The 15,387-nt window shown below is 60.1% G+C and carries 17 protein-coding genes; 8 read left to right on the forward strand and 9 right to left on the reverse strand.

All coding sequences use genetic code 11. The annotated features are described in order from the left end of the window. Together QMO82_RS28420 and QMO82_RS28425 are read right to left on the reverse strand one after the other, a co-directional pair. Positions 1-1,287, reverse strand: a complete 1,287-nt coding sequence (locus tag QMO82_RS28420) for a serine hydrolase (RefSeq protein ID WP_246718187.1) — start codon at positions 1,285-1,287, stop codon at positions 1-3. Positions 1,288-2,004: 717 nt separating this feature from the next. Beyond that, the gene (locus tag QMO82_RS28425; protein WP_246718189.1) at positions 2,005-3,216 is read right to left on the reverse strand and encodes an IS110 family transposase; all 1,212 of its coding nucleotides are present in this window, start codon (positions 3,214-3,216) and stop codon (positions 2,005-2,007) included. Between the two features lie 104 nt (positions 3,217-3,320). Between QMO82_RS28425 and QMO82_RS28430 the strand changes: the two genes are divergently transcribed. Continuing rightward, the gene (locus QMO82_RS28430) at positions 3,321-3,671 is read left to right on the forward strand and encodes an AraC family ligand binding domain-containing protein (RefSeq protein ID WP_183606019.1); all 351 of its coding nucleotides are present in this window, start codon (positions 3,321-3,323) and stop codon (positions 3,669-3,671) included. A gap of 15 nt (positions 3,672-3,686) precedes the next feature. On the opposite strand, the gene QMO82_RS28435 is transcribed toward QMO82_RS28430, so the two are convergent. After that, a complete protein-coding gene (locus QMO82_RS28435; protein WP_183606020.1) occupies positions 3,687-4,478 on the reverse strand; it encodes an aldolase in 792 nt (263 codons plus the stop codon). Between the two features lie 558 nt (positions 4,479-5,036). Between QMO82_RS28435 and QMO82_RS28440 the strand changes: the two genes are divergently transcribed. Both QMO82_RS28440 and QMO82_RS28445 read left to right on the forward strand, forming a co-directional pair. Next, positions 5,037-5,255, forward strand: a complete 219-nt coding sequence (locus QMO82_RS28440; RefSeq protein WP_183606021.1) for a hypothetical protein — start codon at positions 5,037-5,039, stop codon at positions 5,253-5,255. Positions 5,256-5,413: 158 nt separating this feature from the next. After that, positions 5,414-5,671 carry a GlsB/YeaQ/YmgE family stress response membrane protein gene (locus QMO82_RS28445; RefSeq protein WP_183606022.1) on the forward strand — a complete coding sequence of 86 codons (258 nt, stop codon included), beginning with the start codon at positions 5,414-5,416 and terminating at the stop codon, positions 5,669-5,671. Here the strand turns inward: QMO82_RS28445 and QMO82_RS28450 are convergent. Next, positions 5,655-5,933, reverse strand: coding sequence for a hypothetical protein (locus QMO82_RS28450; protein WP_183606023.1), 279 nt, complete (start codon positions 5,931-5,933; stop codon positions 5,655-5,657). The two genes, QMO82_RS28445 and QMO82_RS28450, sit on opposite strands and share 17 nt — an antisense overlap. 82 nt (positions 5,934-6,015) lie before the next feature. Between QMO82_RS28450 and QMO82_RS28455 the strand changes: the two genes are divergently transcribed. Further along, a complete protein-coding gene (locus QMO82_RS28455; RefSeq protein ID WP_183606024.1) occupies positions 6,016-6,489 on the forward strand; it encodes a nucleoside deaminase in 474 nt (157 codons plus the stop codon). Positions 6,490-6,571: 82 nt separating this feature from the next. Here the strand turns inward: QMO82_RS28455 and QMO82_RS28460 are convergent, their stop codons facing one another. The 3 genes from QMO82_RS28460 to QMO82_RS28470 all read right to left on the reverse strand — a co-directional run bounded on the left by QMO82_RS28460 (position 6,572) and on the right by QMO82_RS28470 (position 9,914). Beyond that, entirely contained in the window at positions 6,572-7,909 is a 1,338-nt protein-coding gene (locus QMO82_RS28460; RefSeq protein ID WP_183606025.1) for a TadE/TadG family type IV pilus assembly protein, read from the reverse strand. A gap of 159 nt (positions 7,910-8,068) precedes the next feature. Continuing rightward, complete coding sequence (locus QMO82_RS28465; protein WP_183606652.1) at positions 8,069-9,163, reverse strand: GSU2403 family nucleotidyltransferase fold protein; 1,095 nt, start codon at positions 9,161-9,163, stop codon at positions 8,069-8,071. A 406-nt stretch (positions 9,164-9,569) separates the two neighbouring features. Beyond that, positions 9,570-9,914, reverse strand: a complete 345-nt coding sequence (locus QMO82_RS28470; protein WP_272783140.1) for a helix-turn-helix transcriptional regulator — start codon at positions 9,912-9,914, stop codon at positions 9,570-9,572. 107 nt (positions 9,915-10,021) lie between these two features. Between QMO82_RS28470 and QMO82_RS28475 the strand changes: the two genes are divergently transcribed. After that, the gene (locus tag QMO82_RS28475; RefSeq protein ID WP_183606027.1) at positions 10,022-10,768 is read left to right on the forward strand and encodes a glucose 1-dehydrogenase; all 747 of its coding nucleotides are present in this window, start codon (positions 10,022-10,024) and stop codon (positions 10,766-10,768) included. 383 nt (positions 10,769-11,151) lie between these two features. Here the strand turns inward: QMO82_RS28475 and QMO82_RS28480 are convergent, their stop codons facing one another. Further along, positions 11,152-11,928, reverse strand: coding sequence for an alpha/beta hydrolase (locus QMO82_RS28480; protein ID WP_183606028.1), 777 nt, complete (start codon positions 11,926-11,928; stop codon positions 11,152-11,154). A gap of 438 nt (positions 11,929-12,366) precedes the next feature. Here QMO82_RS28480 and QMO82_RS28485 point away from each other — a divergent pair, with 438 nt between their 5' ends. Together QMO82_RS28485 and QMO82_RS28490 are read left to right on the forward strand one after the other, a co-directional pair. Then, positions 12,367-12,705 (forward strand): hypothetical protein, encoded by a 339-nt coding sequence (locus QMO82_RS28485; protein WP_183606029.1) that lies wholly within the window; start codon positions 12,367-12,369, stop codon positions 12,703-12,705. A gap of 130 nt (positions 12,706-12,835) precedes the next feature. Beyond that, entirely contained in the window at positions 12,836-13,372 is a 537-nt protein-coding gene (locus QMO82_RS28490; protein WP_183606030.1) for a YidB family protein, read from the forward strand. A gap of 198 nt (positions 13,373-13,570) precedes the next feature. Here the strand turns inward: QMO82_RS28490 and QMO82_RS28495 are convergent, their stop codons facing one another. Then, positions 13,571-14,422, reverse strand: a complete 852-nt coding sequence (locus tag QMO82_RS28495; protein WP_183606031.1) for a dienelactone hydrolase family protein — start codon at positions 14,420-14,422, stop codon at positions 13,571-13,573. A gap of 171 nt (positions 14,423-14,593) precedes the next feature. Here QMO82_RS28495 and QMO82_RS28500 point away from each other — a divergent pair, with 171 nt between their 5' ends. Further along, positions 14,594-15,148: a hypothetical protein gene (locus QMO82_RS28500; RefSeq protein WP_246718191.1), complete on the forward strand. Its 555-nt coding sequence runs from the start codon at positions 14,594-14,596 to the stop codon at positions 15,146-15,148. Positions 15,149-15,387: the final 239 nt, after the last annotated feature.

The raw sequence follows: 15,387 nt of genomic DNA on the forward strand, positions 1-15,387 counted from the left end.
TCATCTAGCATCTGCTTGCTGGAGAAGAGCACGCCAGAGCGCAACCAATTCCGAGTCTCCAACATCGTGCGTGGGCTTCCGCCGAACGGCCGTATGTACCAGAACCAGATGGGTCGCTACATCGATAAAAATGCGCTGCCCTTCGACACCCTCCATAACAAACGTCCGGCGTGGCGCAGGCATGAGCCAGACCAGGTAACCATAGCCCCAAGGGTGCGCACCTTGCTCGATGGCGAGGGGAGAGCCAGCCGTCACCGGCTGCGTGGCGTCCACAATCCATTGCTTGGGTACGATCTGCTTGCCATTCCAAGCGCCATCATGTGCGAGCATCAGGGCGAAGCGTGCGTAGTCCCTGGCGGTTGCACTGAAGCAGCAATAAGCGATCTCCTGACCATTGTGATCTATTACCCAGCTTGCGTCAGATTCAGCCCCCATCGGCTCCCAGATTCGGCGCTGAAGGTACTCGGCCACTGTCATGTGCGTGGCCTGCGTCAGGACGAGGCCTAGTACTTCGGGATTGATGTTGGCGTAGTGCCAGTGGGTTCCAGGTGGAGCAGCTCTAACGTCGAACTGAGATATAACTTCGCTCGTCGAGAGAGCGGATCGACTGAAGAGCAATCGGGTAAGCTTTGCATCGTCATCAGAACCGCCGTAGTCCTGTCCAAACTGGATGCCAGAAGTCATCTGCAACAACGCCCGAATGGTCGTCTGTCCAAGGACCGTGCCTGTCAGCGCTGGTACATAGGTTTGCGCGAGGTCGTCTATTGAATGTATCGCACCTTCGTCGATCGCGATGCCGATCAACATGCCCGTAATCGTCTTCGCCATGGATTGCGAATAAAAGCGGTCGTGATCAGTGCGACCATACTGGTAGTGCTCGAACAGAATAGTGTCGTCCCGTGCGACGACTAAGCTGGTTGTGGGATTGCGATCGAGATAATCTTGCAGGGTGTGTGTCTGGCCTTGGAACGTATAGGTCAGCTCCACCTCCTGCGGCGCACGGGCCAGTAGCGAAGGCTTGTCTGCGGTCACACGATGCGTCGGATCAAGCTGATCTGCATGGCTGTAGTTGCCCACCATATTCGATTGCAATTTGAGCGGTGCTCCAATCGGATAGCCAAGGGCTTCTCCATAGGCAGAAGCGTCTGGGCCTGTTGGAGAAAAAACCGGGCTTGCATCTCGCGAGGATGCTGTGTCCTCTGACCCAACAACTGATAAAATTGCGACGGCAATCGCAATCGCTCCGATCCGCCGTCGTGCTTTGGGGTGTCCGAGCATGGCTGTCATTATCCGCTTCGGCGGCTTTGAGTAACGGACCAATGCTGCGAGTCACTCAGGCACATGTCAAGATTATTGAGATTTGCTGACAAGGTGCGAGCGGAACATCGCTCTGATGTCCGTTGTCAATGCTTTAGGCGCGAGGAACCGACCGCCCAAACGAACGGCTGTTCATGATGATGATCGCGTATGGGTGGAGGCGGAACTCAAGGACGTCGGTGATTAAGCTCTGATGCGCGGATTGGCTACCGCATTCCCGATAGTGCGTCCGGGGCTGCTCCGATCTTACTGCGGGCGTCGGTCAAATGCCGGCCACAAAGCATCTGACGGGTGTTCCCCTGCCGTTGTTCCGCCCCCGCCCATGCGCGAGGTGCAAGTTCGATGTGGCGATCTATGATCTGATCGCCTGCGCCTCCCTTGCAACAGCCCACATGAAGCCGGTCAGCTCTGATGTCCGTTGTCAATGCTTTAGGCGCGAGGAACCGACCGCCCAAACGAACGGCTGTTCATGATGATGATCGCGTATGGGTGGAGGCGGAACTCAAGGACGTCGGTGATTAAGCTCTGATGCGCGGATTGGCTACCGCATTCCCGATAGTGCGTCCGGGGCTGCTCCGATCTTACTGCGGGCGTCGGTCAAATGCCGGCCACAAAGCATCTGACGGGTGTTCCCCTGCCGTTGTTCCGCCCCCGCCCATGCGCGAGGTGCAAGTTCGATGTGGCGATCTATGATCTGATCGCCTGCGCCTCCCTTGCAACAGCCCACATGAAGCCGGTCAGCTCACGGGCAATGGCGGTACAAACCACCGTCGTTCGCTTTCCGCGTCCGGTCAACATTCGATAACGAGCCGTCAACCGGCTCTGAGCCTTCCATGCTATCTCCCGCACTTTCGGCGGCGCTTGCTCCAGACGGTACAGCTTCCTCGCGCCGACCTTCGGCGGATGGCGATAAGTCCAGGCGCTCTCGACCAACATGTGCCGAACCCGGCCGTTGCCAGCCTTGGTAATCGCACCTCGTCGAACCGTTTCACCCGTTGATCGCTCGCCAGGTACCAGGCCGAGATAGCCCATCAGTTGGCGCGGGCTTTCAAATCGGCTCACGTCGCCGACCTCCGTGGCAAAGGTGACGGCCACGATCAGATCGACCCCTCTTAGCGTCTGTAGAGATCGGACGACCGGCGCAAGAGACCAGTTCGGTACGAATTCCTCGATGACCTTCTCCAGTCGTTCGACGCGCTCCTTCGAGACGCGCACCGCCTCGACCATTTCCTGCAAAGCGATCTGATGCGCGGGGTGATCGAACTGTTGCTCCTGCAGCCAGCACAGATATCGCATCGTCCAGCCCTTCCTGCGTGGATAGATGCGACCATGCTTGAGCATGAAGGCGCTGATCTGTTGTCGGTGAACCCGCAGCGTCTCGACTGCAGCAGCCCGGGCGCGAACGAGGTCTCGCATCGCCTCATGACCCTCATCGGGAACCCACACCGCTGTGAGCTCGCCGGCCCTCAATAGCCGGGCGAGCGCGAGTGCATCTCGACGGTTTGTCTTCACCCTGTCGCCTGGCTTCCTTGGAATCAATGATGGGGCGACAACCATGCATTCATGGCCAAGGGATTGGATCAGCCGATGCAGGCCGTAACCGGTTGGGCCAGCTTCGTAGCAGAAATGTACAAGATCAAACTTCGCGGCTATTCGCTGGATAATGCGGCGCATGCTGGCATAGGATGCATCAACCTCGCCGAAATAGCGGACCTCTCCTTCCCGGCCAGATTCGGCAACAGCAATCGCATTCTTCAGCTTAGCGACATCGATTCCGACAAAAGCTTCTCTATAATCTGCCACGGCTCGTCCTCCTGTGATGAGGATCGGCTCGGCCTGTCCGAGCAACCCTCGGAAAACCAGTGTAGGGCGAGCCACCTCAGGCGCGAAGACGGACATACGGCCTTACCATGAGAGCGAGAACCTCCTCCTCGTGCGTCTGCCATCCGTCTTGGCGTGCGAAATTTCCGCGCTACCTCTGCATGCGGCAATGGAGGAAGACGATGAAGATGCGTAAGTTCACGATCGCCGATGCGTCGTTGGAGCGTTCCCCCGGACAGGAGGCAGACATCTCCGTCGGCAATCTGGTCGACGAGCGGCACGGAGGGCCGATTACCATCGGCTATGGACGCTACGCGCCCGGCCAGAGTCTTGCCGAGACGATTGATGTCGACGACGTCATGATCGTGCTGGAAGGGCGGCTTTCGGTCTCGACAGATGCCGGAACAGTCACCGCCGGGCCAGGCGAGATCGTTTACATGCCCAAGGGCGAAGCGGTGACCATCCGCTCGCACGAGGAGGGGGCGCTCACCGCCTATGTCACCTATCCGCATTGGCGGCCGGTGCACGCGTAAATCGCGGTCTGCGGCTCAGCGCCTGTATTCGGGCTCGCTGCGATCAAGCGCGCGCTTCACGGACTCCAGATGGAGCCGGGCCGACTCCGGGTCGCCTTCGCGCATTTGCCGGTACGCCGCTTCCGCGATCTCAGGCGCGACGGCAAGGACTTCGCGTCCGGTCGACAGGGCGAGCGTCTGCACTTCGCAGGCGCGCTCGAGGTAATAGAGGTCGTCCCAGGCCTCGGCGATATTGGGGGCGCAGACCATCACGCCGTGGTGCTTCATGAAGACGATGTCGGCATCGCCGATCGCGGCGGCGATCCGATCGCCCTCGCGCGCGTCGAGCGCCAGGCCGTTATAGTTCCGGTCGACGGCCGTGCGTCCATAGAATTTCAATGCGGTCTGCCCGGCAAAGATCAGGGGATCGCCCTCCGTCATCGAAAGGGCGGTGGCATAGGGCATATGGGTGTGGAATGCCGCCTTGGCGCGCGGAATGTTCTTGTGAATCCTGGCGTGGATGTAAAAAGCGGTGGCCTCGGGCTGCCCGCTGCCCGACACCACGTTGCCGTGAAAGTCGCAGATCAACAGCATCGAGGCCGTCAGTTCGGCGAAGGCGTAGCCATAAGGGTTGACGATGAACAGGTCGTCATAGCCGGGAACGACGGCCGAGAAGTGGTTGCAGATCCCTTCCTCCATGCCGAGCCTTGCCGCCATCCTGAAGCAGGCCGCAAGATCGACGCGGGCCTGCCAGATGTCGTCCGCATCGAGTTTGGGCTGGTTGGGGCCGCCAGCGGGCGAGGGGGTTGTATTGAGGGAGTGCGCCATGGGTTCGTTTCAGATCGGTGTCGAAGGAGAGGGTGGCTATGCTTCTGGATTACGCCCGGTTCAGCTTCGCATCAAGCCGGCTGGAGACAAACATGGTTCGCTTCATTGGCATATTTTACCCACGCCGGTCTTCTATCAGCAATGGGCATGGATCCCAGGCTCGATGCCCTGGAATGACGGAGGGTGGGGAGTCGCTTTCCGCCAAACTACCAACGCAGAGGCGGCCGCCCGATTGCTCAGCGGCGCGGCTTCTGGTCTTGGCAGGGCGGAACCATTGCTGCGGCTGCCGGTTAATCCGTCGAGGTTGCGGCGTGCCAATCGGACGCGACGGAGATGGTGAACGCACCGATTTTTCCGATTTCTCGGTGCGGGCAACGAAACGCCAGGCGAGCACCTTACCCGTTCGCCGCGACCTCATCCCGCACGATCTCGCGATAATCGAACTGCCAACTCTGCTGTGCGCGCCAGCGGCCGCCGGCCCATCCAAGGCGGCGGGAACACTCAGTGCTCCGCATGGATCGCGTTTGCGGAAGAAGCTGTAAGGCGGAGGAGAAGGTGATGAGCAAAACTCATTGGAAGGCCGGACTTCGGGCGAAGTTGGAGAATCTCGTTGACGACTGCGTTGCGGCCGGGGCCAGGCAACAGGAAGTCTTCGACGCGATGATCAAGGAGGTCGGTATTCTGCGCGTTGCCCTTGAACGCGACCCCGACCCCGCGGACGACGACACGGCCGCGATAGAGGAGCCTGCAAACGATTGGCCCGCGGCCGACAAGTGACCCCAATCAGATCGCCAGGGTATGCGATCTCTTGGGGGCTTGTGGAACCAACTGGCCTCGCGAAGGTTATGGTCTTGCCGCTTGGCAATCGGCCTAGCTTCGATCTGCGAGACGTGATTGCCGGACCGGCCGCTCATAATTCACAATGGGGAATTGCTATGGAAAATGCAGGTATTGGCTGGATCGCCGCAATCGTCATCGGCGGCATCGCCGGCTGGCTCGCCGAATTGCTCATGAAGAGCAATATGGGCGTGCTCATGAACATCATTCTCGGCATTGTCGGCGCCATCGTCGCCAACTTCATCCTGTCGCTGTTCGGCGTCGCCCTCGGCGGATGGCTGGGTTATTTGATCGCGGGCTTCATCGGAGCCTGCATCCTCATCGCCGTTGCGAGAATGGTCAGACGTCCGGCCTGACGAGACGGGCGGCTGCAATCCGGCCGCCTTTCACACACTCGCGGATCGCGCTCGAGCGTTGCTTGAGGCGACGGCGCTTCCATGCGGCGTCGGATGAGGCTCCGGGGCAGGGCGGCCAGGACGGCACCGGAGCCCTGTCGCCCGATTTCGCCGTCCAGCCACGTAACCGGTCCCCTACCGCGTCGTCGACGACCGAGCCTTCGATATCCGCGACGCTCGGGACATTGATCAGAGCCAGGAAATGACGGTTGTGGCGATACATCGCCGACTTGAATCTGATTCGCCGCCCCTTGGAAATCCCTCCGATTCAACACAAACTCATGCCGCTCTAGCTGGGGACTCTGATGGAAAACCACGAGCCGTTTTTACGCGAGGCGATTGCGCTTTCAAGATCCGCGATGGAAGGCGGCGATGAACCGTTTGGCTCGGTGCTGGTGAAGGACGGCGAAGTCATCCTGCGCGCCGAAAACAGCGTCTTCACCGGCCACGATATGACGAACCACGCCGAGATGAACCTGGTAAAACTGGCGGCGCAGCACCACGACTCTGCTTTTCTCGGTGACTGCACGCTCTACACCAGCACGGAGCCGTGCGCGATGTGCTCCGGCGCGATTTACTGGTCGGGCATCGGGCGCATGGTGTTTGCTTGCTCGGAAACACGGCTTGGCGAGATCGCTGGGATCGGGTTGAACGTGCCGAGCCGGGCGGTGTTGCAAACCGGCGCGCGCAACGTCACTGTGATTGGCCCGACGAACCTCGAAGACGACGCGGCCGAAGTCCACCAGGAATTCTGGCCGAAGCATCTGGGCAAGGTTTAGAGCGCCGTGCGTCCCTGCTGACGCACAAAGGACGCTCCAACACTTTCAATCTCGCATCGGCTCAAATCAACAAGTCCTGAGCCTAGCTGGTTATCCGCGGGGCGCTGACGATTTTCCGGAACAGGGCTTCCATGGCCTCTTCAATGCCGTCGGTGGGGCTGACGGCGAAATAGAAGCCGGGGGTTGCGCATTCTTCCATTTTCGTGGCGATTTTGGTCTCGAAAGGCTTGACCCAGTCCTTGTAAAAGCCGTTGTCGGGCAAGGGCAGATAGGTCGTATAGAGGACGGCGACCTTGATGCCGCGGTCTTTGAGCTTCTTGCAATAGGTCGTGTCGATCGGTTCGATGCAGCGTCCGCCGTTTGTGCCTTTCGGGCTGGTGCAGCCGGTCGGCTTATAGCTGTCGCCAACACCGTCAGCGACGAAAAATACGATCTTCTGGCGATCGGCATTACTGGTGCCCGAGCCGATCTTACCCGTGATCTCGCCTTCGATCCCTTTCAACGCCTCGTCAAAGCTCGTCTGCTGGTCGCTATAATAGTTCTGATAGGGAATGCTCATCAGTTTGATCATGTCCGTCGCGGCGGCCACGGCGTCAAGATCATAGTCGAGGTCGGAGACCTTGAAGAGCTTGGCGGCTTTGGCGTCCTGGGCAGTCTTGCCGAACGTATAGGCCGCGACGCGGAATTGGCTCGGCATGGACTGCGTGTCCTCCGCCTTGGCCATCAAGGCTTTGACGGCGGCGGCGACCACATCGATACGGATGGTCACGCCATTGTTGCGGGCGACATTGTAGTAGCTGTTCTTGTCCTCGACGCCCTTTTCGGAAACGATATGGCATGCGAAGGCGCAGTTTTTATCCTTGCCGCCATCGTGGCCGTTGATCGTCGCTTTTTTCATGGCGGTGATGTCATCAGTGGTGGCGGCAACGCCCATCGATGGGGTGTTATCAAGCAGCATGAAGAAATCCATGTAGGACGGGGTCTCATACTGGGCGGTTGCCGTCCCGGAAACGGCGATCTCATGAAATCCCATCACCTGCATGAAGCTCGTGGGCATCGCCGCGTTAAAGGAGACGGTCGAGCTGAGCGTGCCGCCCTTCTTTTGAACGCTGATGTCGACGGTGACGGGCACGTCGCCATGTTTCTTGGACATCTGCGAAAAGAAGATCTTCTGGGCTTCGGATTTTCCGAGCGTCAGCGACCCGTCGCCGGACATGGTGTTTGCCTGCGTTGCCGCATCCGACTTAGGTGTAATGGATCCGACGGCGGCCGCGTCCGCAGCGGCATAGAGTTCGGTGCGAAGCGACAGGGCGCTGCCGAAATCAATGGCTGTACCCGCCGCCCCGAGCAGGGGGACGGCAAGCAGCGCCGTCATGATTCCGAAATTGCCGGATCGATCAAGAATGAAACGACGCAACATGCAAAGGCTGCCTTCCCCTAGTGGCTGTCTCACAACCAGATCGCTACGCGGCGATCACTAACAGCGGAACTTAAACCAAAGGCAAAGACGTATGGTTGTGTTCTCATTAATCGCGAGAGAATGCTATCATCAGCGCCGCGGTCGCGTCCGGCAGTGAAATCACCTCGGGCGAGTTTCGGCTCTCAACTTTTCCAAATCGGGCATCTCCGATCCGAGAGCCTTGCCGAGCGCTTCGACACCGTTATGAGGGAGCCTCAGGAGACCATTGCAGATGGCTTCTTTCCATGCATCCCCTCGATCCCACGCTTCCGCCCAGGCATCTGTCAGCTCGGAATCGTGGCGTGTCTCGACAAGGGCTTGGAAAAGCAAGGACGCTTGCGCGAGGTCTTTGTCCGCCTTTACGCGTCCTAGAGTGTCAGTGAGCCTTCTGGACGATACGATGAGCTTATGGACTGCATATCGCTCGGGAGCGGGAACGAGGATGTTCACACCCTCGCGGAAGAGAAGCACCGTGCGCACAGGCTCGTAGATCAGATAGTCCAGGAAGCGCAGGTTTTCCGCCGACGCACCGCCGAGGGCAGGCATCGGAGAGGGTTTGCCCGTATAGTCATCCGATCCCCGGTTTCCCGTCAGGAATTCCACCCGATAGCCCTTGGCGTTCTGAAAGGCGACAATCTTGGCCTTGTCTGCCGCATGGGGAACGGCCCGGAATTCGGGATCGACCGACTGGAGGACTTCGAGAACTGGAGGCAGGCTGTCCTGGACACTTGCAGAAATAGCAAAGTCCTGCGCGAAGTCCGCGTCGCCGGTCTGCATAGCAGATGAGGGCAGGCGAACGCCGAGCATCCCAGCATAGGTGCTGAATGCCACCGACCCGATCAGGACTGCACGCAGACGGAACAAACCCGCATCCGCGAGGGCTTTCGTGATGTCGCCCGCGAAATTATCCGGACCCGGGAGGCCGGCACGACGGAGCGTGCTTACCATGCGCCTTCGCGCCCGGATGTTATCCTTGATCTCCTTGTGGGCCTTCACCCGCGCTGTGATCGCTATGTCGCTCTGCGGACCGACATAGCTTCGCTTGTCCTTGCCTTCGGGAGTGGGGAGATCGAAATACCAGTAATCACGGCCTTTCACGGTGACGGTCACAAACCACCCTTCCAGCGGGAAGTCCGCCAGAAACTGTCCGTCCAACGTCCGCTGCGCCAGTTCCGCGAACATCGTCCTATAGCTGATGTCGATCTCTTTCATCATTGGCAGTTCGTCCTTTTCGTGGGCGGCGTCCCGTCTGGCGGCAAGTTCGGACATCGCTTTGTCGAACCGGCCTTTCTCCGCTTGGCGAAGTTCCTCGTCACTCATCTCACAGTGGCGTTATAAGTATCTGCCAAGACCTTATAACTCCCTTTGACCTTGTCAATCATCGCCCGTTATAAGTTTCTGCCAAGACCTTATAACGGGCTGTCCGGAAATGCGTCAGCAAGCCTCGATCAGCCGCGGGCATGGATCCCAGGCTCGAGGCCTGGGATGACGGAGGGTTGGAGCTGCACGTCGAGTCGCGGAGGATGATGAAATGCCGGCGGCGAAATCAGAAAGCGCAATCTACCCGGACTTGGCCCGAGGACCCAGGCGATCTCGATTGAGCATTCTGCTTTAAGGGCCGTCAATCCGTCTTCGGCTCGCCGGGGATCTGTCCGTAAGCACTGAGAATGGCCTTGATCAGGCCCGGGAAGCGTTCGTCGAGCTCTGTGCAGCGGGTTTGATTGCGCATCTCCACGCCCTGGCGTTCGCTGACGATCAGCCCGGACTCGCGCAGCACCTTGAAATGGTTCGACAGCGATGACTTCGGGATGATGCGGTCGCCGAGTTCGGCAAGCGCAGAACAGGTGTTGCCGCAGGCGGCGCCGGCAAGCCGGGCGTAGATGGCGGCGCGTTCCGGATCGGACAGCGCATAGAGGATCGCCTCGGGCCGGATGTCCTCCAGGGCTGGATGAAAGAGCGGTCTCATGAATTTTATATAGCGTCCCTTGACATTAAGATCAACAGTTCCGAATTTCTGAACTACGGAACAAGGCCGTCAGCTTCGACGGCAGTCCGCCCCAGAAGGAATTGGATATGGCTAAGCTTACGGGAAAGGTCGCAGTGGTCACGGGGGCCTCGAAAGGCATCGGCGCCGCGATTGCCAAGGCTCTTGCGGCGGAAGGCGCGCAAGTGGTGGTGAATTACGCTTCGAGCAAGGCTGGAGCAGACGCGGTGGTCGAGGCGATCAACACGGCCGGCGGCAAGGCCATCGCCGTCCAGGGCGATGTTTCGAAGGCCGAGCAGGCACAGGGTCTGGTCGATGCCGCGGTCAAAGAATTCGGCAAGCTCGACGTGCTGGTCAACAACTCCGGCGTCTATGAATTCACCCCGATCGACGAGGTGACCGAGGAACAATACCGCCGCATGTTCGACGTCAATGTTCTCGGTGTTCTCCTGACCACCCAGGCCGCAGTCAAGCATCTCGGTGAGGGCGGCAGCGTCATCAACATCTCCTCGGTGGTCACCAGCCTGGCTCCGCCGACCTCGGCCGTCTACACCGGCACCAAGGGCGCCGTCGAGGGCATCAACAGCGTGCTCGCCAAGGAGCTCGGCCCGCGCAAGATCCGCGTCAACGCCATCTTGCCCGGGATCGTCGAGACCGAGGGGACGCACACCGCCGGCGTCATCGGCTCGGATTTCGAACAGACGATGGTCGCCCAGACGCCGCTCGGCCGCACCGGCCAGCCGGACGATATCGCCGGCGTCGCGGTCTTCCTCGCTTCCGACGATGCCCGCTGGCTGACCGGCGAACGCTTGGCCGCCAGCGGCGGTTTTCGCTGAGGTCGGTTCGGCTTTCTAAAGCACGACGCTCACCCCGCGCTCCGTCTTCCCAGAGCGGTTCAGCTTTCAACGGAAACGCCGAACCGCTCTGTTCTTTGTTTTTGCGCAATTCCCGGCAAAGGCGCTTCGCGCTTTGCCTGGGAAAACCGCTTCGCACTTTTCCTGGAACTGCTCCAGGGCTTGACCCGAGGATCCACTTGGGTTCGATCGGCTGCGGTCATGGATTCCAGGCTCAAGGCCTGGAATGACGGAGGTTGGAGGTGGCTTTCGCCGAACACGCCGCCGGCGCAGCCGCATGGGGCCAAACACGTCACTCGCCTTGGCGTGCCGGTCCCAGGCGTTGCCTCCCAGCACGACCCGGAAACCGCTCCACCTGACGGGATTTAGGGCCCGTTTCCTTGCAGCGCTTCCACGAAACGGATCACGTCACCGACCATTCTATCGTTCAAGATATCGTTGTGACCCGCACCGTCATAGATCAACATCGTCTTGGGCTCGGGTGCGATGCGGTACAACGCCTGCCCTGAAGAAAGCGGGATGCTATCATCAAGCCGGCCGTGGAGGAACAACTTCGGTTGTCTGACTTTGGCGATGTTGAGGTCCGAGCGAAAGGGATCCTTGAGAAGAGCCTCGACCGGAAGGAACGGATAATGCGCCTGCGCAATCGACAGAACCGACAGGTACGGAGACACAAGAATGACGCCCACGGCCGGCCTCTTCCCGGCCGTATTGACAGCAACGCCAGTGCCAAGTGACCGGCCCAGCACGACGATCTCGCTTCTGGCGTGTGCCGAAAGCCAGTCGAACGCGGCGATGCCGTCTGTCAGCAGCCCCCGCTCGCTGGGCGAGCCGGTCGATCCGGGATAGCCGCGATAGGAAATCGCCAGCAATCCAATCCTCCGCGTGGCCAGCGCCTGTGCGAGAAACTCGTAATTGTTGACGCGGTCACCGTTTCCGAAAAAGAGCAGCACGCAGGGCTTGTCGCTGTCGCCCTGGTTGTACAGTCCCTGAAGCATCTCTCCATCGGGCGTCTTGACGTGAACCGTCTCGCCCCAACTCGCGGGCTCCGGAGCAGGCGTGGCGCCGGCTCCGGGATAAAGCAGGGCTCGCTGAGAAAGATAGACCAGACCCACCAGCGCCATGTAGGCGATGACCGCCATCAGCGGCAAGATCAGCAAGTACCTTGTAGCGCCACGACAGAATGTACCCGCCGGTTTTGAAGTGTCCGGAACTCTTTGCAGCAACCGCGGCCCGCTGCGGCGTTGGTGTGCTCGGCATAGCGGCAATATATGCACAAGCGTTCCTAGAGAGAAGAGGGTCGAGACATGGCGATCGTCCTCAACCTCGGCGGTCCTGCCATACAAGCTGACGCCGTCCTGTCGATCGCCAACACGGCCTGTTCGCCGCATGACACCGCGGGCTTCAGCATTGGTAGGCACCCGCTCCCCTCCGGCCTGCGGTCTGCCCGCCTCGGGAAGAGGCTCTCTTGGGCCCTGCAACGGTCATGCCCCGGGCGCCTGCTGGTCTTACCTCCAAGGAACAAAATCCCAATGGCGATGTTGATGTTGCGATAAAGCAAAAAACCATGGGAGGAACTCATGCGGAAATCTCTTCAGTTCATACTGGTCGGCCTGGCCGCCATGACCGGCTTGACGGTCTCGCCGACGATCGCGGCGGCGCAGGATCTGGAATTTCGGATCGGCCCCGGCGGCGTCGGCGTTTACGACCGGGATCGCGACCGTGACCGCTATGACGGATACCGCCGCGGGCCGCGTGGCTGCGATCCGCAAGATGCGCTCGACATCGCCCGCGGCGAAGGACTGCGACGGGTGCAGATCGTCCGCATGTCGCCGCGCCGCATCGTCGTCCAGGGGATGACGCGCCGGGGACCGGAGCAGATGAGCTTTGCCAACCGGCGCGGTTGCCCGGAAATCTGACTGGGTGTGTGGCAGGCTGGCCGGACCTTTGAGAGCCCGCGCGGAACCTTTGGCCGCTCTGCACATTGCTGCCCATGCAGCACTCTGCTTGGGTCGCCTGCAGTCTTTAACACCATGGGAGGATTTCATCATGATGAGCGGTCAATTGAAGGCGCTTCTCGCCGTTCTCGCCGTTGCCGGCTACCAGAACAGAGACAAGATCGGGGAACTCCTGCGCGGCATCCAGAACCCGCAGCGGGCCGGTCCCGGTGGCGGCCAGCAGCCGGGCGGGCTTGGCGGCATCCTCGGCGGATTGGGCGGCTCGGGCGGTCTTGGCGGGCTTCTCGGCGGATTGACCTCTGGCGGCATCGTCAGCGGTGGTCTCGGCGATCTCTTGAAGACCTTTCAGCAGAATGGCCACGGCGACAAGATCGACTCTTGGGTCAAGCCCGGCCAGAATGCCGAGATCAATGACGGCCAGCTCGCCGAAGCCCTCGGCCCGGATGTTTTGAACGAAATTGCACAAAATACCGGCCTTTCGCGTGAAGAGATTCTCGGGCGACTGAGCCGCGATCTTCCCAAGGCCGTCGACGACTTGACCCCGGAGGGCAAGCTGCCGACCGCCGAAGAGGACCTTTTTTCGTCGGCGAGCAATTCCCCCACGTCGGTGCGGCCGAGCAATATCTAGCCGAGAGGCATCTGGACTTGCGATAGGCGCGCGCGACCAGACCGGCGCGCGTCACCACACCTTCATGGGCCACACGCGGCGGGTTGGCGCCTACGGCTTGCATGGATTCCCACGCTTAAGGCCTGGAATGACGGAGGCTGGGGGTGGGGTTCTGCCAAATTCCCCGCCGGCGCTCCATCCTCCGCGGAACCTCGGGCTTCAGTTCGAGAGGTATTTTCGCAGGAAGAGGCGCACGCTGCGGATCGACTTTTCTGCGACGTCCGGATTGTATTTTTCGATATGACCCAACACCCTCCGCCCCACCTTGAATTCCGGGGCGTCGAAATCGTGGTAAGTGCCCTTGTAGATGTTGAGCTCGATCGGCGGGCTGTCGTCGCTCAGGCGGGCAAGCCTCTGCCGGCAACGTTCAGCCGGGCTCCAATTGTCTCGATCGCCACTCAAGATCAGGATCGGCACCGTCGCATCGCCCTGACTGGCCGCGCAGACCGGATAATAGGCAACCGCTGCCCTGAATTTGTGGTCCATCAGCTGTTCGTTGCCTTCGATTTTCGTTCCCTCCAGCGTCGCAGTGCCGCCCGCCGAAAAGCCCATCAAGGCGACGCGCCTGATATCGACAAAGTTTTGTTTCGATAAAAAATTCAAAGCGCCATAGGCGTCGAAGACGCGATCGGGGAGAGTGGTTTGACACGTGTCCTGGATGTTGCGGGTGGTGAAGCTGTCGACGACCAGCACGGCGTAGCCCCATGCGACCAGCCGTTGCGGCCAAAGCTCCTTGATGCTCAACCGCATGCCCTCGCATCCATGCAGGAGGACGACGGCCGGGAAGGGGCCATCACCCTCCGGGCGGGATAAATATCCGAGCAACGGCGTGCCCTGCGGCTGGGAAAGAATTTCTCCCTGTTCTCTTGCCTTGCTGATTCGAAAGGGGCTGAGCTTGACCGGCGCGCTTTCGAAGCGAACCAGCTCGTCGGCATCGGCCGGGTTTCCGGCGAGCGTGACGGCGAGAAACGCGGCAAGGCAAAGAAAAAGTCCGTAGACGGTGGTTTTCACAGACTCCTCCACCGGCGATCGACAGCCTGTTGACAGTATATTCCTCGTTCACGCTGGATGATATCGCTTGTCGCCTCAATCCAGGCATGAACGCGCTTGGTTTTTCCGATTTCAGGGAAGGGGCGTCGTCTTGCCTTCTCCGGCATAAGTCCTAAGGTGCCGGTGGGTTCGATGGCGATGGTTTGGGGAGGTCAAGTGCGTTTTCTGGCAGCGTTGGTGATTGCGATCCTGATGAGTGGGGATGGGGTGGCCGCGTGCCCTCTCAATGACACCTTGAAGCTTTGCGTGCTGAATGGTCAAAGCCTGGCTGCCCTGCAAAGCGGAATTGATAGAGGCGATTGGACCGTCGACAAGCCTTCTCCCATCGTCAATCCAACTCCTGAGCCTCGAACCGGCGGCGGGACCTACGAGATGCCGAATGGGCTGCAGTTCCACTTCCGTTTTCAGGAATATCGAAGCCTGTTCTCTGCTACCTGCGAGCTCAATTATTTCGGCGTCCTGGCGGACGATCGTTCGGCGGATTTGCGCTGTTCGAGCGCCGAGTTCGAAGCCTTCGAAGCGGGCCTTTCGGCAGCCTCGGTGGGTTCAGTAACGACTGACCGCAAGGAAAGCGGCACGGCCTATCTGATCGAAGGCAAGAACACGTGGATGAAGGTCGTCGTTGTCGGCAAGCGGAACGACCTGTTGAACACCTGGGTCGAGACGTCAGTCCTGACGCGGCCATAGGATAAGCGCGCGGGTCAGCCTTGATCACCCTACCATTGTGATTTGCCACGAACTCACCTCTTGCTCCGTCATCGCCTTCGAATTGCTCGTGTCAGGGGCGTGGATTCCAGGCTCAAGGCCTGGAATGACGGGGGTTGAGGGGAACTTCCGCATATCGCTGCCGGCTCGGAAATCGATCGAAGTTAGCGCTTGATCACCCCCCGGCAGGTCGGTTACCACTGCCGTAAGTCCAAGCTGCG

The sequence above is a fragment of the Rhizobium sp. BT04 genome (assembly GCF_030053135.1).
Taxonomy (GTDB): Bacteria; Pseudomonadota; Alphaproteobacteria; order Rhizobiales; family Rhizobiaceae; genus Rhizobium; species Rhizobium binxianense.

Coding starts and splice junctions, on each gene's coding strand:
- QMO82_RS28420 (WP_246718187.1), bottom strand. CDS start 1,287: ATGACAGCCATGCTCGGACACCCCAAAGCACGACGGCGGATCGGAGCG.
- QMO82_RS28425 (WP_246718189.1), bottom strand. CDS start 3,216: ATGTCCGTCTTCGCGCCTGAGGTGGCTCGCCCTACACTGGTTTTCCGA.
- QMO82_RS28430 (WP_183606019.1), top strand. CDS start 3,321: ATGAAGATGCGTAAGTTCACGATCGCCGATGCGTCGTTGGAGCGTTCC.
- QMO82_RS28435 (WP_183606020.1), bottom strand. CDS start 4,478: ATGGCGCACTCCCTCAATACAACCCCCTCGCCCGCTGGCGGCCCCAAC.
- QMO82_RS28440 (WP_183606021.1), top strand. CDS start 5,037: ATGAGCAAAACTCATTGGAAGGCCGGACTTCGGGCGAAGTTGGAGAAT.
- QMO82_RS28445 (WP_183606022.1), top strand. CDS start 5,414: ATGGAAAATGCAGGTATTGGCTGGATCGCCGCAATCGTCATCGGCGGC.
- QMO82_RS28450 (WP_183606023.1), bottom strand. CDS start 5,933: ATGTATCGCCACAACCGTCATTTCCTGGCTCTGATCAATGTCCCGAGC.
- QMO82_RS28455 (WP_183606024.1), top strand. CDS start 6,016: ATGGAAAACCACGAGCCGTTTTTACGCGAGGCGATTGCGCTTTCAAGA.
- QMO82_RS28460 (WP_183606025.1), bottom strand. CDS start 7,909: ATGTTGCGTCGTTTCATTCTTGATCGATCCGGCAATTTCGGAATCATG.
- QMO82_RS28465 (WP_183606652.1), bottom strand. CDS start 9,163: ATGATGAAAGAGATCGACATCAGCTATAGGACGATGTTCGCGGAACTG.
- QMO82_RS28470 (WP_272783140.1), bottom strand. CDS start 9,914: ATGAGACCGCTCTTTCATCCAGCCCTGGAGGACATCCGGCCCGAGGCG.
- QMO82_RS28475 (WP_183606027.1), top strand. CDS start 10,022: ATGGCTAAGCTTACGGGAAAGGTCGCAGTGGTCACGGGGGCCTCGAAA.
- QMO82_RS28480 (WP_183606028.1), bottom strand. CDS start 11,928: ATGGCGGTCATCGCCTACATGGCGCTGGTGGGTCTGGTCTATCTTTCT.
- QMO82_RS28485 (WP_183606029.1), top strand. CDS start 12,367: ATGCGGAAATCTCTTCAGTTCATACTGGTCGGCCTGGCCGCCATGACC.
- QMO82_RS28490 (WP_183606030.1), top strand. CDS start 12,836: ATGATGAGCGGTCAATTGAAGGCGCTTCTCGCCGTTCTCGCCGTTGCC.
- QMO82_RS28500 (WP_246718191.1), top strand. CDS start 14,594: ATGGCGATGGTTTGGGGAGGTCAAGTGCGTTTTCTGGCAGCGTTGGTG.